Origin of the sequence: Streptomyces sp. RPA4-2 (genome assembly GCF_012273515.2) — a bacterium.
GTDB classification, from domain to species: domain Bacteria; phylum Actinomycetota; class Actinomycetes; order Streptomycetales; family Streptomycetaceae; genus Streptomyces; species Streptomyces kaempferi.
In genome coordinates, this window is sequence record NZ_CP050975.2 from 2449001 (window position 1) to 2474060 (window position 25060).

25 protein-coding genes are annotated in these 25060 nt (G+C 70.5%); 10 read left to right on the forward strand and 15 right to left on the reverse strand.

Going from position 1 to position 25060, the window contains the following annotated elements; genetic code table 11:
- Positions 1-242: 242 nt before the first annotated feature.
- From dapD to HEP85_RS10475, 3 genes are all read right to left on the reverse strand, one after another.
- On the reverse strand, positions 243-1232 hold the full coding sequence (gene dapD, locus HEP85_RS10465; RefSeq protein WP_168527536.1) for a 2,3,4,5-tetrahydropyridine-2,6-dicarboxylate N-succinyltransferase: 990 nt from the start codon (positions 1230-1232) through the stop codon (positions 243-245).
- A gap of 287 nt (positions 1233-1519) precedes the next feature.
- Entirely contained in the window at positions 1520-2083 is a 564-nt protein-coding gene (locus tag HEP85_RS10470; protein ID WP_168527537.1) for a TetR/AcrR family transcriptional regulator, read from the reverse strand.
- Positions 2083-2403, reverse strand: a complete 321-nt coding sequence (locus HEP85_RS10475; protein WP_168527538.1) for a multidrug efflux SMR transporter — start codon at positions 2401-2403, stop codon at positions 2083-2085. The genes HEP85_RS10470 and HEP85_RS10475 overlap by 1 nt, the downstream gene beginning before the upstream one ends.
- A 279-nt stretch (positions 2404-2682) precedes the next feature.
- Here HEP85_RS10475 and HEP85_RS10480 point away from each other — a divergent pair, with 279 nt between their 5' ends.
- Positions 2683-3645, forward strand: coding sequence for an AbfB domain-containing protein (locus tag HEP85_RS10480; RefSeq protein WP_168527539.1), 963 nt, complete (start codon positions 2683-2685; stop codon positions 3643-3645).
- Between the two features lie 160 nt (positions 3646-3805).
- Here HEP85_RS10480 and HEP85_RS10485 read toward each other — a convergent pair whose 3' ends face one another.
- The 8 genes from HEP85_RS10485 to HEP85_RS10520 all read right to left on the reverse strand — a co-directional run bounded on the left by HEP85_RS10485 (position 3806) and on the right by HEP85_RS10520 (position 10457).
- On the reverse strand, positions 3806-4144 hold the full coding sequence (locus HEP85_RS10485; protein ID WP_168527540.1) for a metal-sulfur cluster assembly factor: 339 nt from the start codon (positions 4142-4144) through the stop codon (positions 3806-3808).
- The gene (gene sufU, locus HEP85_RS10490; protein ID WP_168527541.1) at positions 4141-4605 is read right to left on the reverse strand and encodes a Fe-S cluster assembly sulfur transfer protein SufU; all 465 of its coding nucleotides are present in this window, start codon (positions 4603-4605) and stop codon (positions 4141-4143) included. The genes HEP85_RS10485 and sufU overlap by 4 nt, the downstream gene beginning before the upstream one ends.
- Positions 4606-4621: 16 nt before the next feature.
- Positions 4622-5878, reverse strand: a complete 1257-nt coding sequence (locus tag HEP85_RS10495; protein WP_168527542.1) for a cysteine desulfurase — start codon at positions 5876-5878, stop codon at positions 4622-4624.
- On the reverse strand, positions 5875-6639 hold the full coding sequence (gene sufC / locus HEP85_RS10500) for a Fe-S cluster assembly ATPase SufC (protein WP_168527543.1): 765 nt from the start codon (positions 6637-6639) through the stop codon (positions 5875-5877). Before sufC ends, HEP85_RS10495 begins: the two co-directional genes overlap by 4 nt.
- Before the next feature lie 7 nt (positions 6640-6646).
- Positions 6647-6976, reverse strand: a complete 330-nt coding sequence (locus tag HEP85_RS10505; protein ID WP_168527544.1) for a bifunctional 3-phenylpropionate/cinnamic acid dioxygenase ferredoxin subunit — start codon at positions 6974-6976, stop codon at positions 6647-6649.
- The gene (gene sufD / locus HEP85_RS10510; protein ID WP_168527545.1) at positions 6976-8193 is read right to left on the reverse strand and encodes a Fe-S cluster assembly protein SufD; all 1218 of its coding nucleotides are present in this window, start codon (positions 8191-8193) and stop codon (positions 6976-6978) included. Before sufD ends, HEP85_RS10505 begins: the two co-directional genes overlap by 1 nt.
- Before the next feature lie 90 nt (positions 8194-8283).
- Positions 8284-9708, reverse strand: coding sequence for a Fe-S cluster assembly protein SufB (gene sufB, locus HEP85_RS10515; protein WP_168527546.1), 1425 nt, complete (start codon positions 9706-9708; stop codon positions 8284-8286).
- Entirely contained in the window at positions 9705-10457 is a 753-nt protein-coding gene (locus HEP85_RS10520; protein ID WP_168527547.1) for a metalloregulator ArsR/SmtB family transcription factor, read from the reverse strand. Before HEP85_RS10520 ends, sufB begins: the two co-directional genes overlap by 4 nt.
- 161 nt (positions 10458-10618) lie before the next feature.
- On the opposite strand from HEP85_RS10520, the gene HEP85_RS10525 reads away from it, so the two are divergent.
- The 4 genes from HEP85_RS10525 (at position 10619) to HEP85_RS10540 (ending at position 14305) form a co-directional block, all read left to right on the forward strand.
- Complete coding sequence (locus HEP85_RS10525) at positions 10619-11470, forward strand: aminoglycoside N(3)-acetyltransferase (protein WP_168527548.1); 852 nt, start codon at positions 10619-10621, stop codon at positions 11468-11470.
- An 11-nt stretch (positions 11471-11481) separates the two neighbouring features.
- Entirely contained in the window at positions 11482-12405 is a 924-nt protein-coding gene (locus HEP85_RS10530; protein ID WP_168527549.1) for an ABC transporter ATP-binding protein, read from the forward strand.
- Positions 12406-12455: 50 nt separating this feature from the next.
- On the forward strand, positions 12456-13172 hold the full coding sequence (locus tag HEP85_RS10535) for an ABC transporter permease (RefSeq protein ID WP_168533505.1): 717 nt from the start codon (positions 12456-12458) through the stop codon (positions 13170-13172).
- A gap of 125 nt (positions 13173-13297) precedes the next feature.
- Complete coding sequence (locus HEP85_RS10540) at positions 13298-14305, forward strand: heme A synthase (protein ID WP_168527550.1); 1008 nt, start codon at positions 13298-13300, stop codon at positions 14303-14305.
- Between the two features lie 19 nt (positions 14306-14324).
- Here HEP85_RS10540 and HEP85_RS10545 read toward each other — a convergent pair whose 3' ends face one another.
- From HEP85_RS10545 to HEP85_RS10560, 4 genes are all read right to left on the reverse strand, one after another.
- A complete protein-coding gene (locus HEP85_RS10545) occupies positions 14325-15095 on the reverse strand; it encodes a nucleotidyltransferase domain-containing protein (RefSeq protein ID WP_168527551.1) in 771 nt (256 codons plus the stop codon).
- A gap of 49 nt (positions 15096-15144) precedes the next feature.
- Complete coding sequence (locus HEP85_RS10550; RefSeq protein ID WP_168527552.1) at positions 15145-16251, reverse strand: amidohydrolase family protein; 1107 nt, start codon at positions 16249-16251, stop codon at positions 15145-15147.
- Between the two features lie 257 nt (positions 16252-16508).
- Positions 16509-16865 (reverse strand): hypothetical protein, encoded by a 357-nt coding sequence (locus HEP85_RS10555; protein ID WP_168527553.1) that lies wholly within the window; start codon positions 16863-16865, stop codon positions 16509-16511.
- Positions 16866-16970: 105 nt separating this feature from the next.
- Positions 16971-17924, reverse strand: coding sequence for a heme o synthase (locus HEP85_RS10560; protein ID WP_168533508.1), 954 nt, complete (start codon positions 17922-17924; stop codon positions 16971-16973).
- A gap of 379 nt (positions 17925-18303) precedes the next feature.
- Here HEP85_RS10560 and tkt point away from each other — a divergent pair, with 379 nt between their 5' ends.
- The 5 genes from tkt to pgl are packed head-to-tail and all read left to right on the forward strand — an operon-like array spanning position 18304 to position 24918.
- Positions 18304-20391, forward strand: coding sequence for a transketolase (gene tkt, locus HEP85_RS10565; protein ID WP_168527554.1), 2088 nt, complete (start codon positions 18304-18306; stop codon positions 20389-20391).
- Positions 20392-20425: 34 nt separating this feature from the next.
- Positions 20426-21544 carry a transaldolase gene (gene tal, locus HEP85_RS10570; protein ID WP_168527555.1) on the forward strand — a complete coding sequence of 373 codons (1119 nt, stop codon included), beginning with the start codon at positions 20426-20428 and terminating at the stop codon, positions 21542-21544.
- Between the two features lie 4 nt (positions 21545-21548).
- Entirely contained in the window at positions 21549-23072 is a 1524-nt protein-coding gene (gene zwf / locus HEP85_RS10575; RefSeq protein WP_168527556.1) for a glucose-6-phosphate dehydrogenase, read from the forward strand.
- Complete coding sequence (gene opcA / locus HEP85_RS10580) at positions 23069-24139, forward strand: glucose-6-phosphate dehydrogenase assembly protein OpcA (protein ID WP_168527557.1); 1071 nt, start codon at positions 23069-23071, stop codon at positions 24137-24139. Before zwf ends, opcA begins: the two co-directional genes overlap by 4 nt.
- Positions 24136-24918, forward strand: coding sequence for a 6-phosphogluconolactonase (gene pgl, locus HEP85_RS10585; protein WP_329287046.1), 783 nt, complete (start codon positions 24136-24138; stop codon positions 24916-24918). The genes opcA and pgl overlap by 4 nt, the downstream gene beginning before the upstream one ends.
- Positions 24919-25060 lie beyond the last annotated feature (142 nt).

Sequence of the window (25060 nt, forward strand, 5' to 3'; positions counted from 1 at the left end):
CCGTCCACGTCGATGCGCGATTCACCTGGGCTGCCACGACAGCCCGAGTGACCTGGGGACCTCCCTCACAGATCACGTCCGCCTCGCAAGGCCGCTATCCCCTGACGCACGAGCGCCCTCCCTGGCCGTCCGGGGGCCGTGGAAGGGCGCTCGATGGTTACCGGCGTCGACAACTGCCGACAGATCAGCGGCGGTTCGGAGCGGTACTCCGGTGACCGGCCGCACGTCACGGACGCCGACGATCAGTTGTGGCTGTGCAGGATCTCGTTCAGTCCGCCCCACACCGCGTTGTTCGGCCGGGCCTCGACGGTTCCGGTGACCGAGTTGCGGCGGAAGAGGATGTTGGACGCGCCGGAGAGTTCGCGGGCCTTGACGATCTGGCCGTCGGGCATGGTCACGCGGGTACCCGCCGTGACGTACAGGCCCGCCTCGACCACGCACTCGTCGCCGAGGGCGATGCCGACGCCGGCCTCGGCGCCGACCAGGCAGCGCTCGCCGATGGTGATGCGGACGTTGCCGCCGCCGGACAGGGTGCCCATGGTGGAGGCGCCCCCGCCGATGTCCGAGCCGTCGCCGACGACGACGCCGGCCGAGATGCGGCCCTCGACCATCGAGGTGCCGAGGGTGCCCGCGTTGAAGTTCACGAAGCCCTCGTGCATCACGGTGGTGCCCTCGGCGAGGTGCGCGCCGAGCCGGACGCGGTCGGCGTCGGCGATGCGGACGCCCTTGGGCGCGACGTAGTCCGTCATGCGCGGGAACTTGTCGATGGACGTGACCTGGAGGTGCAGTCCCTCGGCGCGGGCGTTGAGCCGTACCTTCTCGACGTCGTCGACGGCGACCGGGCCGAGCGAGGTCCAGGCGACATTGGCGAGGTGGCCGAAGATGCCGTCCAGGCTCTGGCCGTGCGGCTGTACGAGTCGGTGCGAGAGCAGGTGCAGCCGCAGGTACGCGTCGTGCGCGTCGATCGGCTTCTCGTCCAGCGAGGCGATGACCGTGCGGACCGCGACCACTTCGACGCCCCGGCGGGCGTCGGGCCCGATGGCTTTCGCGGCGCCTTCACCGAGCAGTTCGACGGCACGCTCGGCGGACAGCCGCTCGGTGCCGGCCGGGCCGGGTTCGGTGGACAGTTCGGGCGCGGGGAACCAGGTGTCGAGGACGGTGCCGTCGGCGGTGAGGGTGGCGAGGCCCGCGGCGACGGCGCCGGTGGTGCGCGTGGCAGTCGTGTCGGTCATGGGTGAAACCTAACGCGGCCCGGGCCGCGCGGGCCAACCGGTGCCCCCGCCGTCTCATGTCCCGGGCCAACCGCCAGGCCGCGCCCGCCATTCGCACGTACCGGACCCGACCCGCGCGCCCACCGACCCCACATACCGGACCCGACCCGCACGCCCACCGACCTCACATACCGGACCCGACCCGCACGCCCACCGACTCACCCGCGCGGCGCACCGTACGCCGCGACCCCGGGCCGCCACACGGGCATCCGTACGAGCATCCGCACGGACACCCGCGTCACCGCTTCTCAGCCCCCGGCTCCGCTCCCGCTCCCGCCGATCAGCCGTCCCAGCACCTCCCGCGCGTACGTCTCTTCGTAGGTCCCCCCGGTCAGCAACACCTGGAGGCAGATGCCGTCCAGCAGGGCCACGAGCGCCCGCGCCGTGACGGGGTCGGTGCGGCGGGCGAGGGGGTCGACGAGTCCCTGGACCCAGGCGGCGGCGACGGGGCGCAGCGCGGGGCGGCGCAGGGCGGCGAGGTACAGGTCGTACTCCAGCTCGACCCCCGTGCGCTCCCCGGCGAGCCATGCGCCCATGAGCCCGGCGAGTTCGCCCGCGAGGTCGACGCGGGGGTCCTCGAGCGCGCCACGCGCGGCGACCATCTCGGCGAAGCCCTCGTTCGTCTGGCGCAGGGCGGCGACCATGAGTTCGTCGAGGGTCTTGAAGTGGTAGGTGGTGGAGCCGAGCGGCACATCGGCCTCGGTGGCGACGGAGCGGTGACTCAGCCCGGCGAGCCCCTTGCCGCCCACCACGCGGATCGCCGCGTCGATGATGCGCTGGCGTCGCTCGGGGTCGTAGCGGCGCGGGGCCATCAGTGGGCTCCGCCCAGGTTCAGCACCACGACCCCGCCGATGATCAGCAGTACCCCGGCCACCTTGGTGACGGTGAGCGCCTCCCCGAGGAAGAGCATGCCGATCGCGGCGATGACGGCGGTCCCGGCGCCGGCCCAGATCGCGTAGGCCGTGCCGACCTGGACGGTCTTGAGGCACTGCGCGAGCAGGAGGAAGGCGACGACATATCCGAGGGCGGTCACCAGTGACGGCCACAGTCTGCTGAAGCCCTCGCTGTACTTCATGGCGGTCGTGGCGGCCACCTCGGAGACGATGGCCCCGGCGAGCAGCAGGTATCCCATGTGTACGAGGGTACACATCGATGCGTACACCTGTACATAAACGGATCGCCCCACTCGCGTGGGGGCTGCGTCCGGGGGCTGCCGAGCCCTGGAGATCGCGGGAGATCGGAAGGGATCACTCAGTCGAACGACTGCTCAGAACTCACCGTTTCCACTACTGTTTCACCAGCCGCACACCCGATCTTCACGGCCGACGCCGATCCGGGCGCTCGCGCCCCTCTTGTACGGAAACCAGTGGACGAATCCGCGTGCGCCCCGGGCGACGCTGGAGGTACGCGCATGCCTGAGATATCGCCGGACCCCGAGCGAGGGCCCGACCGTCCCGCGCCCACCGCGGAGGAACCCGCCTGGCGTCCCACTCCCCACGGTGCCCGCCACCCGGCGGAACCGCCTTCCTTCACAGGGTCCCCGGCGCCCTGGCTGAGCGGTGCGGCCCCGGACGGGGAACGGCTGCCCGGAACGCGGCGGCTCTGGCTGGCCGGAGGACTCGCGGTGGCGGTTCTCGTCACCACCGCGATCGCCGTACTGGACCAGCGAACTGACATCGCGTCATGGGACCGGGCGAACCGGACCGTCTCCGACACGGAACCGCCCTTGCCGCCCGCCGACTTCACCACGGCCTCCGGCGAGGCGGCGACCCCGGCCGGCGAGCCCACCCCGTCCTCCGCACGGGCTTCCGGCTCCGCGCCGACGGGCCAGGCCTCCCCCAAGTCCTCGGCACGGGGCTCCGACAGCATGGGCGCTCCCGGCACCACCGGACCGTCCAAAGCGGCCCCGTCCAGCAAGCCTCCCGCGTCCCGGCCCTCCTCCACGCCCTCGCCGAAATCGGTCCGGTCCGTCAACTACCCGGACCGGTACTGGCACTTGCGCCACGGCTACGTCCGTCTCGACGAGGTCACCGCCGACAGTCCGGCCGACATCAGGCGGGACGCCGACTTCACGGTGGTGGCGGGGCTCGGGAACGCCTCCTGCTACTCCTTCGCCACCGCCGACGGCGGCTACCTCCGCCATCGGGACTTCGTCCTGCGTGCCGACCGCGACGACGGTTCCGCCCTCTTCGAGCGGGACGCCACCTTCTGCCCCCGGACCTCGGCGTACAGCGGCGCCGTCATGCTGGAGTCGCTGAACTATCCGGGCCGCTATCTGCGGCACCGCAACTTCCGGCTCCGCCTGGAGGCGTACGACAACTCCCGGCTCTTCCGCGCGGACTCGGCGTTCCGTGTGGTCGACGGCCTGACCTGAGCCCGGAATCGGGGCCGGGCGACCGGCAGCGGAGCGGGAACAGCGAAAACGTGCGTGGTCCCCGGCGCACTGCCGGGGGCCACGCACGTACGACGCCGGGGTGGGCGTACGACCGGACGCCGCGGTGGACGTCCGGTCGGAGGCCGGAACGGACGACCGGTCAGACGTTGAAGCCGAGTGCCCGAAGCTGCTCGCGCCCGTCGTCCGTGATCTTGTCCGGGCCCCACGGCGGCATCCAGACCCAGTTGATGCGCAGTTCGTTGACGATGCCGTCCGTGGCGGACTTGGCCTGGTCCTCGATGACGTCGGTGAGCGGGCAGGCCGCGGACGTCAGGGTCATGTCGATCGTCGCGATGTTCGCGTCGTCGATGTGGATGCCGTAGATCAGGCCGAGGTTGACGACGTCGATGCCCAGCTCGGGGTCGACGACGTCGTACAGCGCCTCGCGGAGTTCGTCCTCCGAGGCCGGCTTCGTCGTCAGGGTCTCGTTCTCGCTCATGCCGTCTTCCTCTCGGCGCTCTCGCCCAGAGCCTGGGCTGTCGCGTCCTTCCACGCCATCCAGCTGAGGAGGGCGCACTTGACCCGGGCCGGGTACTTGGAGACACCGGCGAACGCGACCGCGTCCTCCAGCACCTCCTCCATCGCCTCGTCCGGCTCGGTCCGGCCCTTGGACTGCATCAGCTCCAGGAAGGTCTCCTGGATCTTCTGCGCCTCGGACACGTCCTTGCCGACGAGCAGATCGTTGAGCACGGACGCCGAGGCCTGGCTGATGGAGCAGCCCTGCCCCTCGTACGAGATGTCCGCGATCTGCTCGCCGTCGTACTTCACGCGCAGCGTGATCTCGTCGCCGCACGTCGGGTTGACGTGGTGCACCTCGGCATCGCCATCCCGCAAGCCCCGCCCGTGCGGGTGCTTGTAGTGGTCCAGGATGACTTCCTGGTACATCGAATCCAGCTTCACGATCCCAGCCAGCCCCTCAGCCGAAGAAGTTCCGGACGTGCTCCAGGCCGTCTACCAGAGCGTCGATCTCGGCCGGCGTGGAGTACAGGTAGAACGACGCTCGCGTGGTCGCAGGAATTCCGTAGCGCAGGCAGACCGGGCGCGCGCAGTGGTGTCCCACCCGGACCGCGATGCCCTGCTCGTCCAGGACCTGGCCCACGTCGTGCGGGTGGATGTCACCCAGCGTGAACGAGATCGCCGCGCCGCGGTCCTCGGCCGTGGTCGGGCCGATGATCCGCAGGTCGGGGACCTCGGTGAGCCGCTTCACCGCGTACTCGGTGAGCGCGTGCTCGTGGGCGAGGATCTTGTCCATGCCGATCGCGTTCAGGTAGTCGATCGCCGCGCCGAGACCGACCGCCTGGGCGATCGGCGGGGTGCCCGCCTCGAACTTGTGGGGCGCCGGGGCGTACGTCGACGAGTGCATCGACACCGTCTCGATCATCTCGCCGCCGCCCAGGAACGGGGGCAGGTCCTCCAACAGCTCCTGGCGGCCCCAGAGGACGCCGATGCCGGTCGGGCCGCACATCTTGTGGCCGGTGAAGGCCACGAAGTCGGCCTGGAGGGCCTGTACGTCCAGCGGCATGTGCGGAGCGGCCTGGGAGGCGTCGATGCAGACCAGCGCGCCGACCTCCTGGGCGCGGCGCACTATCGCCTCGACCGGGTTCACGGTGCCCAGGATGTTCGACACCAGCACGAAGGAGACGATCTTCGTCTTCTCGGTGATGATCTCGTCGATGTTCGAGAGGTCGAGACGGCCGTCGTCGGTCAGGCCGAACCACTTCAGCTTCGCGCCCGTGCGCTGCGCGAGCAGCTGCCACGGCACGATGTTGGAGTGGTGCTCCATCTCCGTGATGACGATCTCGGTCTCGTGGTCGACCCGGTAGGGCTCGTCGGCCCAGCCGAGCATGTTGGCCACGAGGTTGAGCGACTCGGAGGCGTTCTTGGTGAAGATCACCTCGTCGCGGCTCGGCGCGTTGATGAACGCGGCGACCTTGTCGCGCGCGCCCTCGTACAGCGCCGTGGCCTCCTCGGCGAGCACATGCACACCGCGGTGGACGTTGGCGTTGTACTGCTCGTAGTAACCACTGAGGGCGTCCAGCACCTGGCGCGGCTTCTGTGAAGTCGCCGCGTTGTCCAGGTACACGAGCTTCCGGCCGTCGTGGACCAGTCGGTCCAGGATGGGGAAGTCCTTGCGGATCGCCTCGGTGTCGAGGAGGCCCGGCAGCTGCGTCACGCTGATACGCCACCCTTCGTGTAAGCCTCGTACCCCTCGTTCTCCAGCTTGTCGGCGAGCTCGGCACCGCCGGACTCGACGATCCGACCGGCGGAGAAGACGTGGACGAAGTCGGGCTTGATGTAGCGCAGGATGCGCGTGTAGTGCGTGATGAGCAGGGTGCCCACCTCGCCGCTCTCGCGGACGCGGTTCACGCCCTCGGAGACGACGCGCAGGGCGTCGACGTCCAGGCCGGAGTCGGTCTCGTCGAGGATCGCGATCTTCGGCTTGAGAAGCTCCAGCTGAAGGATCTCGTGGCGCTTCTTCTCACCGCCGGAGAAGCCCTCGTTCACGTTGCGCTCGGCGAAGGCGGGGTCCATGGAGAGGCGCTCCATGGTCTCCTTGACCTCCTTCACCCACGTACGCAGCTTGGGGGCCTCGCCGCGGACGGCGGTGGCGGAGGTGCGCAGGAAGTTGGAGACGGAGACACCGGGGATCTCGACCGGGTACTGCATCGCCAGGAACAGGCCCGCGCGGGCGCGCTCGTCGACGGACATCTCCAGGACGTCCTCGCCGTCGAGGGTCACGGTGCCACCGGTGATCGTGTACTTCGGGTGGCCCGCGAGCGAGTAGGCGAGGGTCGACTTGCCCGAGCCGTTGGGGCCCATGATGGCGTGCGTCTCGCCCTGCCGGACGGTGAGGTCGACGCCCTTGAGGATCTCCTTCGTGGCGTTGTCGGCCTCGACGGTGACGTGCAGGTCGTGGATTTCAAGCGTAGCCATGGGTTCCTCAGGACTCCTGGGAGAGGGAGACGAGCACATCGTCCCCTTCGATCTTTACGGGGTAAACGGGGACGGGGCGCGTCGCGGGCAGGCCGGACGGTTTGCCGGTGCGGAGGTCGAACGCGGAGCCGTGCAGCCAGCACTCGATCTGACAGTCCTCCACCTCGCCCTCGGAGAGCGAGACGTTCGCGTGCGAGCAGATGTCGTTGATCGCGAACACCTCCCCCTCGGTCTTCACGACCGAGACCGGCGTGCCGTCGAGTTCCACCCGCTTCGGGGTGTCCTCCTCCAGCTCGCTCAGCCCACAGGCGCGTACGAACGTCGTCGAGGCGGTCATCAGAGCGACGCCTCCAGCTCCTCGTCGATCTTCACGAGAAGGCGCTCTTCGATGTCGTCGACGCCGATCTGCTGGACCAGTCCGGCGAAGAAGCCGCGGACCACGAGCCGACGGGCCTCGTCGGCCGGAATCCCTCGGGCCATCAGGTAGAAGAGCTGCTCGTCGTCGAAGCGGCCGGTGGCGGAGGCGTGACCGGCGCCGACGATCTCGCCCGTCTCGATCTCCAGGTTCGGCACGGAGTCGACGCGGGCGCCGTCGGTCAGAACCAGGTTGCGGTTCATCTCGTAGGTGTCCGTGCCCTCGGCCTTGGCCTCGATGAGGACGTCGCCGATCCACACCGCGTGGGCGCCGTCGCCCTGGAGCGCGCCCTTGTACATGACGTTGGACTTGCAGTGCGGGGTGTTGTGGTCCACCAGGAGGCGGTGCTCCTGGTGCTGGCCGGCGTCGGTGAAGTACAGGCCGAACAGCTCGGCCTCGCCGCCGGTGCCGGCGTAGGAGACCCGCGGGTGCAGGCGTACGACGTCGCCGCCGAAGGTGACCACGAACGACTTGAAGGTGGCGTCCCGGCCGATCAGGGCGTTGTGCTGGCCCACGTGGACGGCGCTGTCGTCCCAGTCCTGGACGGAGACGACGGTGAGCTTGGCTCCGTCGCCCAGCACGAAGTCGACGTTGGCGGCGAGCACCGCGTCGCCAGTGTGGTCGATGACGACGACGGCCTCGGCGAAGGCTCCGAGCTCGACGACCTGGTGGCCGTAGGCGACCCCGCCCTCGCCGTGCACGGCGATGCGGATCGGCTCGGTGAGCACCGTCTCCTTGGGGACGGTGATGACACCGGCCTTCTCGAACGCCGAGTACGCCTGGGCGGCGACGCGGTCGACGGGGGTGCCCGCCGTGCCCAGCCGGGCGTCGTCACGGCCGACGGTCTCCACGAGGACGCCCTCGGGCGCCTGGATGTCGACCTTCACGCCGTCACCGGTGGCGACCGCGGTGCCGTCGTGCAGCCCGCGCAGGCGCTCCAGCGGGGTGAAGCGCCATTCCTCCTCGCGGCCGTGGGGGACCGGGAAGTCCGCCACGTCGAAGGACGGGGGCGCGCTCATGCGGGTGGCGACGGTCGACTCGGCGGCCACCGCGATCTGCCCGGCGGTGGTGGAACCCAGCGGTGGGGGTCCCCCCGCCCGAACGGAGTTGAGGGTGGGGGGGTTCTGAGCCTCGGCCATGGCTGTCGGTCTGCTCTCTTTCCTGCGTCGGTGGAGATCCTCGGGCCCGCCGGGAGGGGCGGGCCACCAGCTGTTTCCGGAAGGCGGCGGTTAACCGACCGAGCCTTCCATCTGCAGTTCGATCAGCCGGTTGAGTTCGAGGGCGTACTCCATCGGCAGTTCCTTGGCGATCGGCTCGACGAAGCCGCGCACGATCATCGCCATCGCCTCGAACTCGGTCATCCCTCGGCTCATCAGGTAGAAGAGCTGGTCCTCGGAGACCTTGGAGACCGTCGCCTCGTGGCCCATGGACACGTCGTCCTCGCGGACGTCCACGTAGGGGTACGTGTCCGAGCGGGAGATCGTGTCGACGAGCAGCGCGTCGCACAGCACGTTGGACTTCGAGCCGTGGGCGCCCTCGCCGATCTCGACCAGACCGCGGTACGAGGTACGGCCACCGCCGCGCGCCACCGACTTGGAGACGATGTTCGACGAGGTGTTCGGCGCCATGTGGACCATCTTGGAGCCGGCGTCCTGGTGCTGGCCCTCGCCCGCGAAGGCGATGGACAGGGTCTCGCCCTTGGCGTGCTCGCCCATCAGGTAGACGGCCGGGTACTTCATGGTGACCTTGGAGCCGATGTTGCCGTCGATCCACTCCATGGTCGCGCCCTCGTACGCCACGGCGCGCTTGGTGACCAGGTTGTAGACGTTGTTCGACCAGTTCTGGATGGTCGTGTAGCGGCAGCGGGCGCCCTTCTTCACGATGATCTCGACGACCGCGGAGTGCAGGGAGTCCGACTTGTAGATCGGCGCCGTACAGCCCTCGACGTAGTGGACGTAGGCGTCCTCGTCGACGATGATCAGCGTCCGCTCGAACTGGCCCATGTTCTCCGTGTTGATACGGAAGTAGGCCTGGAGCGGGATCTCGACGTGCACACCCTTCGGCACGTAGATGAAGGAGCCGCCGGACCACACCGCGGTGTTCAGCGACGCGAACTTGTTGTCGCCGACCGGGATGACCGTGCCGAAGTACTCCTTGAAGAGCTCCGGGTGCTGCTTGAGAGCGGTGTCGGTGTCCAGGAAGATGACGCCCTGCTCCTCCAGGTCCTCACGGATCTGGTGGTAGACGACCTCGGACTCGTACTGGGCCGCGACACCCGCGACGAGGCGCTGCTTCTCCGCCTCCGGGATGCCGAGCTTGTCGTACGTGTTCTTGATGTCCTCGGGCAGGTCCTCCCAGGACTCCGCCTGCTTCTCCGTGGAGCGCACGAAGTACTTGATGTTGTCGAAGTCGATGCCCGACAGGTCCGAGCCCCAGTTGGGCATGGGCTTCTTCTCGAAGAGGCGCAGGCCCTTGAGGCGGAGCTTGGTCATCCACTCCGGCTCGTTCTTCTTCCCGGAGATGTCGCGGACGACGTCCTCGTTGATGCCGCGCTTCGCAGAGGCACCGGCCACGTCGGAGTCGGCCCAACCGTATTCGTACGTACCCAGACCCTCGAGCTCAGGGTGGGCAGTCTCCTCGATGGGGAGCGTCATGCGGGGTTCCTCCCGGCGGTGCTTGCAGATGCGTTGGGATCGCGCTGATCGGACTTGGAAATCTTGGGGATGAACGTCGTGCACACACCGTCGCCGTGGGCGATGGTGGCCAGTCGCTGGACATGTGTGCCGAGCAGCTGGGAGAAGAACTCGGTCTCCGCCTCGCACAGCTGCGGGAACTGCTCGGCGACATGCGCGACCGGGCAGTGGTGCTGGCAGAGCTGCTCGCCGACCGGTGCGCTGCGCGCCGTAGCAGCGTACCCGTCCGCGCTCAGGGCCTTGGCCAGGGCTTCGGTGCGGCCCTCGGGGGCCGCGGACTCGATGACCTCGCGGTACGCGTCCGCCTGGGCGGCGATCCTGGCGCGGGCGAAGGCGACGATCGCCTCGTCCCCGCCCTCACGCTCCGCGATCCATCGCAGGGCGTCGGCGGCGAGCGTGTCGTAGGACTGGTCGAAGGCGTCCCGGCCGCAGTCGGTCAGGGCGAACACCTTGGCGGGACGGCCGCGCGTGCGCGCGCCGTAGACCCGCTGCTCACGAGCTTCCACGACGTCGTCGGCGACGAGCGCGTCGAGGTGGCGGCGCACGGCGGCCTGGGTCAGCCCCAGCCGTCCCGCGAGGTCGGCCACCGTCGACGGGCCGTGGTCCAGGATGGACCGCGCGACCCGGTTGCGGGTGGACCGCTCACCGGTCGCGAGTTCCTCCTGCGGGGCCCCCGTGGGGGTCTCCCGAGCCTCGCCAACGTTTTTCACAACGCCATTGTTGCGTAATTCCTCAGGACCTGACAAGCCGCGTCCCAGGAGGCGGACGGTGCGGTGCATCACTTAGGCATGCCTAAGCTGACCTGGGGAAACGATCTTTGATCGATCAATTCGGTGGCATCGGGGTGTGGTCTCGGGGAGACTCCCGGAGCATGTCGACACCCCCTCCCACCGGCCCACTCGTCACCCGGGGCACCCTCGCGGCGGAGCTTCGCGCACTCGGCGTCCGGCCCGGCGAAGCGCTCCTCGTGCACTCCTCGCTCCGATCCCTCGGCTGGGTCAACGGCGGCCCGGTCGCGGTCGTCCAAGGTCTGCTCGACGCGCTCGGCCCCGACGGCACGCTGGTGGTCCCCACGCAGTCCGGCGAGCTGTCCGACCCGGCCCTGTGGAGCCGGCCGCCGGTCCCCGAGGAGTGGTGGTCGACCATTCGGGCGACGATGCCCGCCTACGACCCCCTCGTCACCCCCACCCGTGGGCTCGGCGTGGTCCCGGAGACCGTCCGCACCTGGCCCGGCGCCCTGCGCAGCGCGCACCCGCAGACCTCCTTCGCGGCTCTCGGCCCGCGCGCGGCCGAGATCGTCGACGGCCACGCCCCGGACTGCCGGCTGGGTGAGCGCAGCCCGCTGGCCCGGCTGGAGGCCCTCGGCGCCCGCGTGCTCCTGCTCGGCACGGGCTACGACACCTGCACCAGCTTCCATCTCGCCGAGTACCGCATACCGGCGCCGCTCGTCGAGGTGGGGCGCCCGGTGCGGACGGCACGGGGAGCCACCCGGTGGGAGGTGGTCACGGAGGTCGCGATCGACTCCGACCGCTTCGACCAGCTGGGCTCCGACTTCGAGCGGGACCGCCCCGTCGTACGCGGCCGGGTGGGCGCGGCCGACGTACGCCTGTTCCCGGTCGCCGACGCGGTGGCGTACGCGGAGCGCTGGCTCACGCTGCACCGCCCCGGTGCGCCCGGCCCGGATGCGGCCCCCGGCGCCCGCGGGCCCCGGAGACGTCCCTAGACTTGCTCCTCATGCGAAGCGAGCCCGTGGTCCAGGTCCAGGCCCTGGTGAAGCGGTACGGCACGAAGACCGCGGTGGACGGCCTCGACCTGGTGGCCAGGGCGGGCATCACCGCCGTACTCGGTCCCAACGGGGCCGGCAAGACGACCACGGTCGAGACCTGCGAGGGGTACCGGAGGCCGGATTCCGGCACGGTGCGCGTCCTGGGCCTCGACCCGGTGAGACAGTCCGGTGAGCTGCACACCCGTATCGGCGTGATGCTCCAGTCCGGTGGGGTCTACTCCGGCGCGCGGGCCGACGAGATGCTCCGGCACGTGGCGAAACTGCACGCCCGCCCCCTCGACGTCGACGCGCTCATAGCGCGCCTGGGCCTCGACAGCTGTGGCCGTACGGCCTACCGGCGGCTGTCCGGCGGCCAGCAGCAGCGCCTCGCGCTCGCGATGGCCGTGGTCGGCCGCCCGGAGCTGGTCTTCCTCGACGAGCCGACCGCCGGCCTGGACCCGCAGGCCCGCCGGGCCACCTGGGACCTGGTCCGCGACCTGCGTAGCGACGGGGTCTCGGTCATCCTCACCACGCACCACATGGACGAGGCCGAGCAGCTCGCCGACGACGTCGCGATCATCGACGCCGGCCGGGTCATCGCACAGGGCTCCCCGGAGGAGCTGTGCCGCGGCGGCGCCGAGAACACCCTGCGGTTCACCGGCCGCCCCGGCCTCGACGTCGGCTCCCTGCTGAAGGCCCTCCCGGCCGACTGCACGGCGGCCGAGCTGACCCCCGGCGCCTACCGGGTGGGCGGCAAGGTCGATCCGCAGCTGCTGGCCACCGTCACCTCCTGGTGCGCGCAGCACGGGGTGATGCCGGAGAGGATCTCCGTCGAGCGGCACACCCTCGAAGACGTGTTTCTGGAACTGACCGGCAAGGAGCTGCGTTCGTGACCACCGCCGGCACCTACACCCCGAGCCCGGGGGCGGCCCCCCTGCCCCGCATGATCGGCGCGCAGGCCGCGCTCGAGACGAGGATGCTGCTGCGCAACGGCGAGCAGCTCCTCCTCACGGTCGTCATCCCGGCGCTCCTGCTGGTCCTGTTCGGCTCGGTGGACATCGTCGACACGGGCAAGGGCGCGGCGGTCGACTTCCTCACCCCCGGCGTCCTGGCACTCGCGGTGATGTCGACGGCCTTCACCGGCCAGGCCATCGCCACCGGCTTCGAGCGGCGCTACGGCGTGCTGAAGCGGCTCGCCGCCTCCCCGCTCCCCCGCTGGGGTCTGATGACCGCGAAGACGGTGTCCGTGCTGGTCACGGAGGTCCTCCAGGTCATCCTGCTGACGGTGATCGCCTTCGCGCTGGGCTGGTCGCCGCACGGCAACCCGGCGGCCGTCCTGCTCCTGCTGATCCTCGGCACGGCCGCCTTCTCGGGCCTGGGCCTGCTGATGGCCGGCACGCTGAAGGCGGAGGCGACCCTGGCCGCCGCGAACCTGGTCTTCCTGCTGCTGCTGGTGGGCGGCGGGGTCATCGTCCCGCTGGACAAGTTCCCCCCGGGTGTCCAGGACGTGCTGGCTCTGCTGCCGATCTCGGCGCTCTCGGACGGCCTGCGGGACGTGCTCCAGCACGGTGCGGGCATGCCGTGGGGCGACCTGGGGATCCTGGCGGTCTGGGCGGTCGTCGCGCTGGCGGCGGCGGCCCGCTTCTTCCGCTGGGAGTGACGGCCGGGCCGGCCGGGCGCCGGGCCGCGCGGGAGGTCCCGCGTGGCCCGCGACGAGGCCGGTGAGCTGCGACGCGCGGGACTGCCCGGGGCCCTCGTGAAGGCGTGCACAAGCAGCCGCCTACGATGGGGCGCGTGCCAAACGTGACCCGAGCCGACGCCGTAGCCCTCGCGCGCAACCCGCTCGCCCTCATCGCCGAACGCTGGACCCCGACCGCACGGACGGTCCGCCGCGCGGCCCTCGCCGCGCTGGTCATGTCCGTGGTCATCGTGGTCACCGGCGGCGCGGTACGGCTGACCGGTTCGGGGCTCGGCTGCCCGACCTGGCCCAAGTGCACCGCCGACTCGCTCACCGCGACGAGCGAGATGGGCTTCCACGGGTTCATCGAGTTCACCAACCGCATGCTGACCTACGTCCTGTGCGCCGCGGTCGGCTGGGCGATCATCGCCGCGCGCTCCGAGAAGCCGTGGCGGCGCGACCTCACCCGGCTCGGCTGGGCGCAGTTCTGGATCGTCATGAGCAACGCGATCCTCGGCGGCGTCGTCGTCCTGGTCGGCCTCAACCCGTACACGGTCGCCGCGCACTTCCTGCTCTCGACCGCGCTCATCACCGTCGCCGCCGTGATGTGGCAGCGCACCCGTGAGGGCTCCGCCGCGCCGCGCCCGCTGGTCGGCAAGGCGGTGCAGCAGCTCGTGTGGTGTCTGGTCGCCGCGGCCGTGGTGCTGATCGCCGTCGGCACGGTCGTCACCGGCGCGGGTCCGCACGCGGGCGACTCGAGCGAGGTCGACCGTATGCACGTCAGCTGGGAGAACGTCGCCAAGCTGCACGCCGTGCTGGCGTGGATCGTGGTCACGCTGACCTTCGCCCTGTGGTTCGTCCTCAAGGCGGTCGACGCCCCCAGGGGCCCGCTGGACCGCACCCGCGACCTGTTCCTGATCCTGCTCGGCCAGGGGGTCATCGGCTACGTCCAGTACTTCACGGACCTTCCCGAGGCTCTGGTCGGCCTGCACATGTTCGGCTCCTGCCTGGTGTGGATCGGCGTCCTGCGCGTCCTGCTGTCACTGCGCGAGCGGCCCGCCGTCGTGCCGGACCTGCCGGGGCCGGCCGCGGAATCGGCGCTCACGCGCGTGTGAGAGCCGTGGAACCGGCCGCTCACGCACGGGTGCGCGGTTCGTACGCGGCCACCAGGCCGTCGATCGCGGGGCCCAGGTAACTCCTGGTCAGCTCGGCCCTGCGCGCCGTCCACCCCCGGGCGGGCGGCGCGGGCACGGAGTCGTCGTACCGCCTGCGCCGTACGTCCTCGACGACCTCGGCGGGCGCCCCGAGTCCCGGCAGCAGTTCCAGTGCCTCCCTCTTGGACACCAGGCGCCCTTCCCGCAGGGTGACGGTCGCGCGGGCGAAGGTGATCGTCCCGAGGTCGACCCACACGTCCTGCTTCCAGAGCCGGGCCTTGTCCACGGCGGGCCGCCAGAACTCCTTCTGGTCCCGCACGACGAAGGCGCGCAGCTCCTGGTCGGGCACCGGCGGCAGCAGACCCTCGGGCCGCTCTCCGTGCAGGACCCGTCCGAAGGCGTGCAGTTCGCGGCGGGTGACGGGAGTGACCGGGCGTCTCAGCAGCCGGTCGTGGGCCCAGGTGACGTACGACCGCTCGGCACCGGCCAGGGTGGCGGGCGTCGGATAGCCGCAGTGCAGCCGGCGCGCGAGGGGCTGGTCCTCGCGCAGGCGGTGGTGCAGCCGGACCAGCCGTCGCACGGTGGCGAGCGGGACCGGGTCCGGCAGGACCGCGATCAGGTCCAGGTCGCTGCGCCCCTCCTGGTAGTCGCCCCCGGCGAGCGATCCGTGCGCCCACAGCGCGAGGGGCGCGAAGGCGTCCAGGCCGGCGAGGAAGCGGTCGAGCAGACGTGCCGTGGCGTCGTCGGTCATCAGGACAGTGTGGAGCCACCGGGCGGCGCGCCGGAAGCCTCCCCGCCGTTCACTGCACCCCGTACACCCGGCGCGCGTTCCCCGCGGCGATCAGTCCCGCCACCCGCTGCGCGTCCGCGGGCGACCAGGCACCCTCCGCGACCCAGGTGCCGAGCACCCGGGTGAGTGCCTCGCGGAAGAGACGTGCGCCGACCACATGCAGTTCGGGCAGGCCGTGTGCTCCGCTGGAGAAGAGGAGCTTGCCGAAGGGAGCCAGTTCCAGGATCTCGGCGAGGACGGCCGCGGCCCGCGCTCCGGTGCGCACCAGCGCGGCGCCCAGGTCGGCGTACACGTGCGGGAAGACCCCGGCGAGGTGTGCCGCGTGCCGGTGGTACGGGTAGCCGTGCAGCAGTACGAGGTCGGTGCCGAGCCCGGCCGTGGCGCGCGCGAAGTCGGTGAGCAGGACGGGGTCGGTGCGGTCGATCCGCAGGCCCGGTTCGCCGAGTCCCGCGTGGAGTTGGAGGGGCAGTCCCGAGGCGACCGCGATCCACAGCAGATGGCGCAGCAGGACGGGGTCGCTGAGCGCCCCGCCGACCCGGCGGTCCGCGAGCCACCTGCCCGCCGCGCCGCGTACCTCTCCGGGCCCGGGGGGTTCGGGAGCGAGCGCCAGGCCGTGCCGTCCGCCCGCCACGGAGGTGAAGGCGACGGCGTTCGCGGCGGCCCCGTGGACCGACTCGGCGAGATTGGCGAGGAAGGACTCGACGGTGCCGGAGGTGTCCGCGACCTGTTCCGCCAGCAGCTCCAGGCGGACGATCTCATGGGCGTCGGCGGCACCGGTGGAGGCCATCTCGCCCGGCCCGGTCAGGTCGCCGGGCAGCCCGGTGTCGACGAGAAAGGTGGTGACACCGCTGCCGCGCAGCAGTCTGCGGCCCGCTTCGAGGACGCCGAGTTCGCGCCGCCGGGCGAGATAGCGGGCGGGCGGGCAGTGCGGTTCCAGGCCGAGCAGGGGCGGACACCAGCGGCGTACCGCGAAGCCGGTCTGGGTGTCGAAGAGGGTGGTGCCGGGGGCCGGGGGCCCCTCGGTTCTGGCGAGGTGGGCCTCGAAGGTGCCGAGGCCCAGCTCCGTCCTCAGCACTCCGTGACAGTACTGGTCCACCAGGGACGGCGTTTCGATCATCCGGACTCCCCCGCGCGACTGGACCGTTCTTTCTCAGGTCCTAACGGGTGAGCCGGGCGTCAGGTGTTGGTCGCCCGTGTTCCAGGCGCGTCGCTCGGCCGTTCGTGGGGTTCGGCGACCGACGGCGGCGCGGGCCGGTGACACAGGCCGGTGGGGCGTCCGTGCGGTGCCCGGGAGCCGGCCGGGGGCGCGGACCCCACGGGCCCGGCTGCGGCCGTTCGGGTGATGTCGCGCCCGCGGTGAGCCACCCGTACGGGTCAGTCGTTGCGCGGGCCGCCCAGCTGGATCCCCGCCATCCGCTTCCACTCGTACGGCCCCGTCCGCACCTTCGCGGCGAACTCCCCGTCGAACTCCTCGTGAACAGTGATCCCGGCCTGCTTCACGGCTTCCTCGGCGATCGCGTAGCCGGGCGCGACCAGATCGCCCCAGTCGCCGTCCTCACCGACGAGCACGATGCGCGCGCCGCGCTCCCCGATGTACGCCACCTGGCCCTCGGCCCCGCCGTGCTCGTCGGCGAAGGCGCGGATCTGCCGGGCGAGCCTGGCCGCCTTGCGCTCGGCGCCGGTGTCCCGGGCGGTGCCGGTGGTCTCGTCAGTCTGCTCGGTGTCTGCCATGGCCAGGATGCTACCGACGGGTAGATCGAACGGCGACGGGCGGGGTGCGTGGCCTTGACCACGCACCCCGCCCGTCGACAGGCAGACAGGACTTCGCCGTACGCCCTAGTGGAGGAAGGGGTCCACCGCGACGGCCACGAAGAGGATCGACACATAGGTGATCGACCAGTGGAACAGTCGCATCTCCTTGAGCTTCCCGCCCGCCACCTCGGCCTTGGCGCGGTTCTGCAGGCCGTGCGCCTCCCACAGCCAGAACCCGCCGGCCGCCAGCGCGACCACCGTGTAGAACCAGCCCGTGTAGCCGAGCGGGGTCAGGAGCAGCGAGACGCCGACCATCACCCAGCTGTAGATGACGATCTGGCGGGCGACCACCTTGTTGGACGCGACGACCGGCAGCATGGGCACGCCCACGCGCGCGTAGTCGTCCTTCACCTTCATGGACAGCGGCCAGTAGTGCGGCGGCGTCCAGAAGAACATGACGAGGAAGAGGATGACGGGCGCCCACGACAGGGAGTTCGTGACGGACGACCAGCCGATGAGGACCGGGAGGCAGCCCGCGATGCCGCCCCAGACGATGTTCTGGGACGTACGGCGCTTGAGGAGCATCGTGTAGACGACGACGTAGAAGAGGAGCGCTCCGAGTGACAGCCACGCGGACAGCCAGTTGACGGCCAGACCGAACAGCAGCGTCGAGACGACCGCCAGCGCGATGCCGAAGGCCAGGCACTCACGGGGGCTGACCATGCCGGTGACCAGTGGACGCTGCGAGGTCCGCTCCATCAGAGCGTCGATGTCACGGTCGATGTACATGTTGAGCGCGTTGGCGCCGCCCGCCGACAGATAGCCGCCGAGACAGGTGAGCAGGACCAGTTTGAGGTCCGGTACACCCTGCTGGGCCAGGAACATCACCGGAACGGTGGTGATCAGGAGCAGTTCGATGATTCGTGGCTTCGTGAGTGCCACGAACGCCTTCACACGGGCCCCGAACGGCCGGTGGCTCGGGCTGCTGCTCGTCCCGAGCACCCCCGCTGGACGGGATTCGACGGCCGTCACGCACACCCCTGACAGAGACATCCCAGCAAGCCCCCGGGTGTGAACTCCCCGTAAAGGCTCGCGCGTACCACGCCACTGTAGACGTTGCCCAGACCCCGGCCTTCGCGGGGGTGGGGTCGTGTTGGGGGCGCCCGGACCAGCGCCTCGGCGGGGCCCGCACAACGGGCGTCGGGGGGCTCGATTGAGCACTCTTACGAGCGGCTCCGTATTCAGTTGCCGAAGACGGAACGGACCAGTCGGGAGGCGGATTCCGCCGAGTCCCGGCAGTCTGGAATGACTCGAAAAAACGCAGGTACCTACGGGGGTAGGCTCGACAACGGCCGGTGGGCGCCCAGTGCACCGGCATTCGACATGCGTGACATGTGGAGAGGAGCCCTGACCCAGGGTGAGCACCAAGCCGACCACCACAGACCTCGAGTGGACCGAGTTGGACCAACGGGCCGTCGACACCGCCCGCGTCCTGGCCGCCGATGCCGTACAGAAGGTCGGCAACGGCCATCCCGGTACGGCGATGAGTCTGGCGCCTGCCGCCTACACCCTCTTCCAGAAGGTGATGCGGCACGACCCGGCGGATCCCGACTGGACCGGACGCGACCGCTTCGTGCTGTCCGCGGGCCATACGTCCCTGACCCTCTACACGCAGCTCTACCTGGCCGGGTTCGGCCTCGAGCTGGACGACCTGGAGTCCTTCCGCACCTGGGGCTCGCGTACGCCGGGCCACCCCGAGTACGGACACACCCCCGGCGTGGAGACCACCACGGGTCCGCTGGGACAGGGCGTCGCCAACGCGGTGGGCTTCGCGATGGCCTCCCGCTACGAGCGCGGTCTGTTCGACCCGGACGCGCCCCAGGGCGAGTCTCCGTTCGACCACTTCATCTACTGCATCGCCGGTGACGGCTGCCTGCAGGAGGGCATCTCCGCGGAGGCGTCCTCCATGGCCGGGCACCAGGAGCTCGGCAACCTGATCCTGCTGTGGGACGACAACCACATCTCGATCGAGGGCGACACGGAGACGGCGGTCTCCGAGGACACCGTCAAGCGGTACGAGGCCTACGGCTGGCATGTGCAGCGGGTGGCCCCGAAGCCGGACGGCGACCTCGACCCGCACGCCATCTACAACGCGATCCAGGCCGCCAAGCTGGTGACCGACAAGCCGTCGTTCATCGCGATGCGGTCGATCATCGCCTGGCCCGCCCCGAACGCGCAGAACACCGAGGCCGCGCACGGCTCGGCGCTCGGCGACGACGAGGTGGCGGCGACCAAGCGGGTACTGGGCTTCGACCCGGAGCAGTCCTTCGCCGTGGCCGACGAGGTCCTCGCCCACACCCGTCAGGCACTCGACCGGGGTCGTGAGCAGCGGGCGGAGTGGGAGAAGGGCTACCAGGAGTGGCGCACCGCCCAGCCCGCGCGTGCGGCCGAGTTCGACCGCATCGCCGCGTGCGAGCTGCCCGAGGGCTGGGAGGAGAAGCTCCCGGCGTTCGAGACCGGCAAGAGCCTCGCGACCCGTGCCGCGTCCGGCAAGGTGCTCCAGGCGCTCGGCGCGGTCATCCCCGAGCTGTGGGGCGGCTCCGCCGACCTCGCGGGCTCGAACAACACGACGATCGACAAGAACTCCTCGTTCCTGCCGGCCGACAACCCGCTGCCGGGCGCGAACCCGTACGGGCGAACGATCCACTTCGGTATCCGCGAGCACTCCATGGCCGCGGAGATGAACGGGATCACGCTGCACGGCAACACCCGCGTCTACGGCGGCACCTTCCTGACGTTCTCCGACTACATGCGCAACTCGGTGCGGCTGTCCGCGCTGATGCACCTGCCGGTCACCTACGTCTGGACGCACGACTCGATCGGCCTCGGTGAGGACGGTCCGACGCACCAGCCGGTCGAGCACATCGCCTCGCTGCGCGCCATCCCCGGCCTCAACGTCGTCCGTCCCGCGGACGCCAACGAGACGGCGATCGCCTGGCGCGAGATCCTCAAGCGCTACACCAAGGTGTTCGGCGAGGGCGCCCCGCACGGACTGACACTGACCCGGCAGGGCGTACCGACGTACGACCGCAACGAGGACGCCGCGAAGGGCGGCTACGTCCTGTTCGAGGCGGAGGGCGGCGAGCCCCAGGTCATCCTCATCGCGACCGGTTCCGAGGTGCACGTGGCCGTGGAGGCGCGCGAGCAGCTCCAGGCCGCGGGTGTGCCGACGCGGGTCGTCTCCATGCCGTGCGTGGAGTGGTTCGACGAGCAGGACCAGGCCTACCGGGAGAGTGTGCTGCCGCCGTCGGTGCGCGCGCGGGTCTCGGTCGAGGCCGGTATCGGTCTGACCTGGCACCGGTTCGTCGGGGACGCGGGACGCATTGTTTCGCTGGAGCACTTCGGTGCTTCGGCCGACGGCAAGGTGCTCTTCCGCGAGTACGGCTTCACTGCCGAGAACGTCGCCGATGCTGCCCGGGAATCGATCGCCGCAGCCCAGCTCTGACGCTGACAAACGACACGTAGGAGATGCATTTTCCATGACAGACGCACTCAAGCGCCTCTCCGAGGAAGGCGTCGCGATCTGGCTGGACGACCTGTCGCGCAAGCGGATCACGTCCGGCAACCTCGCCGAACTGATCGACCAGCAGCACGTCGTGGGCGTCACCACCAACCCGTCGATCTTCCAGAAGGCGATCAGCAGCGGCGACGGCTACGAGCAGCAGCTCACCGAGCTCGCCGCCCGCAAGGTCACGGTCGAAGAGGCCATCCGCATGATCACGACGGCGGACGTCCGTGACGCCGCCGACATCCTGCGCCCGGTCTTCGAGGCGACGCAGGGCCAGGACGGCCGGGTCTCCATCGAGGTCGACCCGCGCCTGGCGCACAACACCACCGCGACCGTCGCCGAGGCCAAGCAGCTGGCCTGGCTGGTGGACCGTCCGAACACGCTCATCAAGATCCCGGCGACCAAGGCGGGCCTGCCCGCGATCACCGAGGTCATCGGCAAGGGCATCAGCGTCAACGTCACGCTGATCTTCTCGCTGGAGCGTTACCGCGAGGTCATGGACGCCTACCTGGCGGGGCTGGAGAAGGCGAAGGCCGCGGGCCTGGACCTCTCCAAGATCCACTCGGTGGCGTCCTTCTTCGTGTCCCGGGTCGACACCGAGATCGACAAGCGGCTCGACGCCCTGGGCACCTCCGAGGCCAAGGCCGCACGCGGCAAGGCCGCCCTGGCCAACGCCCGGCTCGCCTACCAGGCGTACGAGGAGGTCTTCTCCTCGGAGCGCTGGGCCCCCCTCGACAAGGCGCAGGCGAACAAGCAGCGCCCGCTGTGGGCGTCGACGGGTGTGAAGGACCCGGCGTACAAGGACACCCTGTACGTCGACGACCTGGTGGCGCCGAACACGGTGAACACCATGCCGGAGGCCACCCTGCAGGCCACCGAGGACCACGGCGGCATCACCGGCAACACGATCGCCGGTACGTACGAGCAGTCCCGCGCCGAACTCGACGCGGTCGAGAAGCTCGGGATCTCGTACGACGACGTGGTCCAGCTCCTCGAGGACGAGGGCGTCGAGAAGTTCGCGGCGTCCTGGAACGACCTGCTCAAGTCCACAGAGGCGGAGCTCCAGCGCCTCGCCCCTTCGGAGGGCTGAAACCTTGTCAAGCAGCAACCCGCTGCGTGACCCCGCAGACCGACGGCTCCCGCGTATCGCGGGGCCGTCGGGCCTGGTCATCTTCGGCGTCACGGGCGATTTGTCACGTAAAAAGCTGATGCCCGCCGTGTACGACCTCGCCAATCGCGGACTGCTGCCGCCGGGCTTCTCGCTCGTCGGTTTCGCCCGCCGCGAGTGGAAGAACGAGGACTTCGCCCAGGAAGTCCACGACGCGGTCAAGGAACACGCCCGTACGGAGTTCCGCGAGGAGGTCTGGCAGCAGCTCATCCAGGGGATGCGCTTCGTCCAGGGCACCTTCGACGACGACGACGCGTTCGAGCGGCTGCGCGCCACCATCGAGGAGCTCGACAAGGCACAGGGGACGGGCGGCAACTTCGCCTTCTACCTCTCCGTGCCGCCGTCCGCCTTCCCGGTGGTCATCAAGCAGCTGAAGAAGCACCACCTGGCCGACCAGTCGAACGGCTCCTGGCGGCGCGCGGTCATCGAGAAGCCCTTCGGTCACGACCTGAAGTCGGCCGAGGACCTCAACGCGATCGTGCACGAGGTCTTCGCCTCGGACCAGGTCTTCCGTATCGACCACTACCTCGGCAAGGAGACCGTCCAGAACATCCTGGCGCTCCGCTTCGCCAACACGATGTTCGAGCCGATCTGGAACCGGTCCTTCGTCGACCATGTGCAGATCACCATGGCCGAGGACATCGGCATCGGCGGCCGGGCGGGCTACTACGACGGCATCGGCGCGGCCCGTGACGTCATCCAGAACCACCTGCTCCAGCTGATGGCCCTGACGGCCATGGAGGAGCCCTCGTCGTTCGACGCGGACGCGCTCGCCGCCGAGAAGACCAAGGTGCTCGGCGCGGTGCGGATCCCGAAGGACCTGGGGCGCGACACCGTCCGCGGGCAGTACGCGGCCGGCTGGCAGGGCGGCGAGAAGGCCGTCGGTTATCTCCAGGAAGACGGCATCGACCCCAAGTCGAAGACCGACACCTTCGCCGCGATCAAGGTGGAGGTGGACAACCGCCGCTGGGCGGGCGTCCCGTTCTACCTGAGGACCGGCAAGCGTCTGGGCCGGCGGGTCACCGAGATCGCGGTCGTCTTCCAGCGCGCCCCGCACTCCCCCTTCGACCACACGGCGACGGAGGAGCTGGGCCAGAACGCGATCGTCTTCCGCGTCCAGCCCGACGAGGGCGTCACGGTCCGCTTCGGCTCCAAGGTGCCCGGCACCTCCATGGAGATCCGGGACGTCTCGATGGACTTCGCCTACGGCGAGTCGTTCACCGAGTCCAGCCCGGAGGCGTACGAGCGACTGATCCTCGACGTGCTGCTCGGCGACTCGAACCTCTTCCCGCGCACCGAGGAGGTCGAGCTGTCCTGGAAGATCCTCGACCCGATCGAGCAGTACTGGGACAAGCACGGCAAGCCCGCGCAGTACCCCTCGGGCACCTGGGGCCCCGTCGAGGCCGACGAAATGCTCGAACGAGACGGACGGAGCTGGCGTCGCCCATGAAGATAGACCTCACCGACTCCACTGCCAGCAAGATCAACAAGGCGCTCGTGCAGGGCCGCCGGGCCATCGGCACCCCCGCGGTGGGCATGGTCCTGACCCTCGTCATCGTCACCGACGAGGAGAACGCCTACGACGCCCTGAAGGCCGCCAACGAGGCCTCGCGCGAGCACCCCTCGCGCACCCTCGTGGTCATCAGGCGTGTCTCGCGCTCGCCCCGCGACCGCACGAAGTCGCGACTCGACGCCGAGGTGCGGCTCGGCGCGGAGGCGGGCACCGGCGAGACCGTCGTGCTGCGGCTGTACGGCGAGGTGGTCGACCACGCCGACTCGGTCGTCCTGCCGCTCCTGCTGCCGGACGCGCCGGTCGTCGTCTGGTGGCCGGTGAACTCGCCGCTCGACCCGGCGAAGGACCCGCTGGGCGCGCTGGCCCAACGCCGGGTCACGGACACCTACGCGGCCGAGGCGCCGGTACGGGAGCTCAACGCCCGCGCCGACGCCTACGCCCCCGGGGACACCGACCTCTCCTGGACCCGCATCACACCGTGGCGTTCGATGCTGGCCGCGGCCCTGGACCAGGTCGTCTGCGACGTGAGCGCGGTCGAGGTGGAGGGCGAGGAGTTCAACCCGAGCTGCGAGCTGCTCGCCATGTGGCTCGCGGACCGGCTGAAGGTCCCGGTCAGGCGTTCGCAGTCGTCCGGCCCCGGCCTCACGGCCGTCCGGATGCAGACCAGCTGCGGCCCGATCGTCCTGGACCGTGCCGACGGCTCCCTCGCCACGCTGTCCATCGACGGCCAGCCCGACCGCGCCGTGGCGCTCAAGCGCCGCGACACGTCCGAGCTGATCGCGGAGGAGCTGCGCCGGCTCGACCCGGACGACACGTACGCCTCGGCGCTGCGGTACGGGGTGGAGCGGCTGAGCACCTCGTCGGACGAGTCCTCGGACCGGACCCCGGCTCCGGCCAGGACGGCGGCCAAGGCCGCCGACAAGGCACCGGCCAAGGCCCCCGCCAAGAAGGCCGCCGCCAAGACCGGCGCCTCGGCCCCGGCCAAGAAGGCGGCCTCCAAGTGATCACTCCGCAGCTTGTCGTGCACCGCGACAAGGAGCTGATGGCCCAGGCCGCGGCGGCCCGGCTGATCACCAAGGTCGTGGACGCGCAGGCCTCGCGCGGCTACGCCTCGGTGGTCCTCACCGGCGGCCGCAACGGCAACGGGCTCCTCGCGGCGCTCGCGGCCGCGCCCGCCCGGGACGCCATCGACTGGGGCCGGCTCGACCTGTGGTGGGGCGACGAGCGGTTCCTGCCCGCGGGGGACCCGGAACGCAATGACACCCAGGCCCGTGCGGCACTGCTGGACTCGGTGCCGCTGGACCCGGCGCGGGTGCATCCGATGCCGGCGTCCGACGGCCCCCACGGCGCGGACGCGGACGCGGCGGCCGAGGCCTACGCCGCCGAACTCGCGAAGGACGCGGGGCCGGAGAACCATGGTTCGGTCCCGGCCTTCGACGTCCTGATGCTGGGCGTCGGGCCGGACACGCATGTGGCCTCGCTCTTCCCCGAGCTGCCCGCGGTGCGCGAGACGGAGCGGACGGTGGTGGGTGTGCACGGCGCGCCGAAGCCCCCGCCGACCCGGATCTCGCTCACGCTGCCCGCGATCCGCTCGGCCCGCGAGGTGTGGCTGCTCGCGGCCGGCGAGGACAAGGCGCAGGCCGCGGCGATCGCCCTGTCGGGCGCGGGTGAGGTACAGGCTCCGGCGGCGGGCGCCCATGGGCGCTCGCGGACGCTGTGGCTGCTCGACGCGGCGGCCGCTTCGCAGCTGCCGCGTTCGCTGTATCCGCCGGCTTCGGCGTGACGGCAGGGTAGGGGCGAACGAGGCGTCTCTCGCTCTCGCCGCCCCTACCCTCCCCCAAGCTTCTCGGCTTCACTCGAGCAGGGGGACTTCTCTCATCTCCGGGGGCTTCGCCCCCAGACCCTCAAGGGCTGCGCCCCCTGGA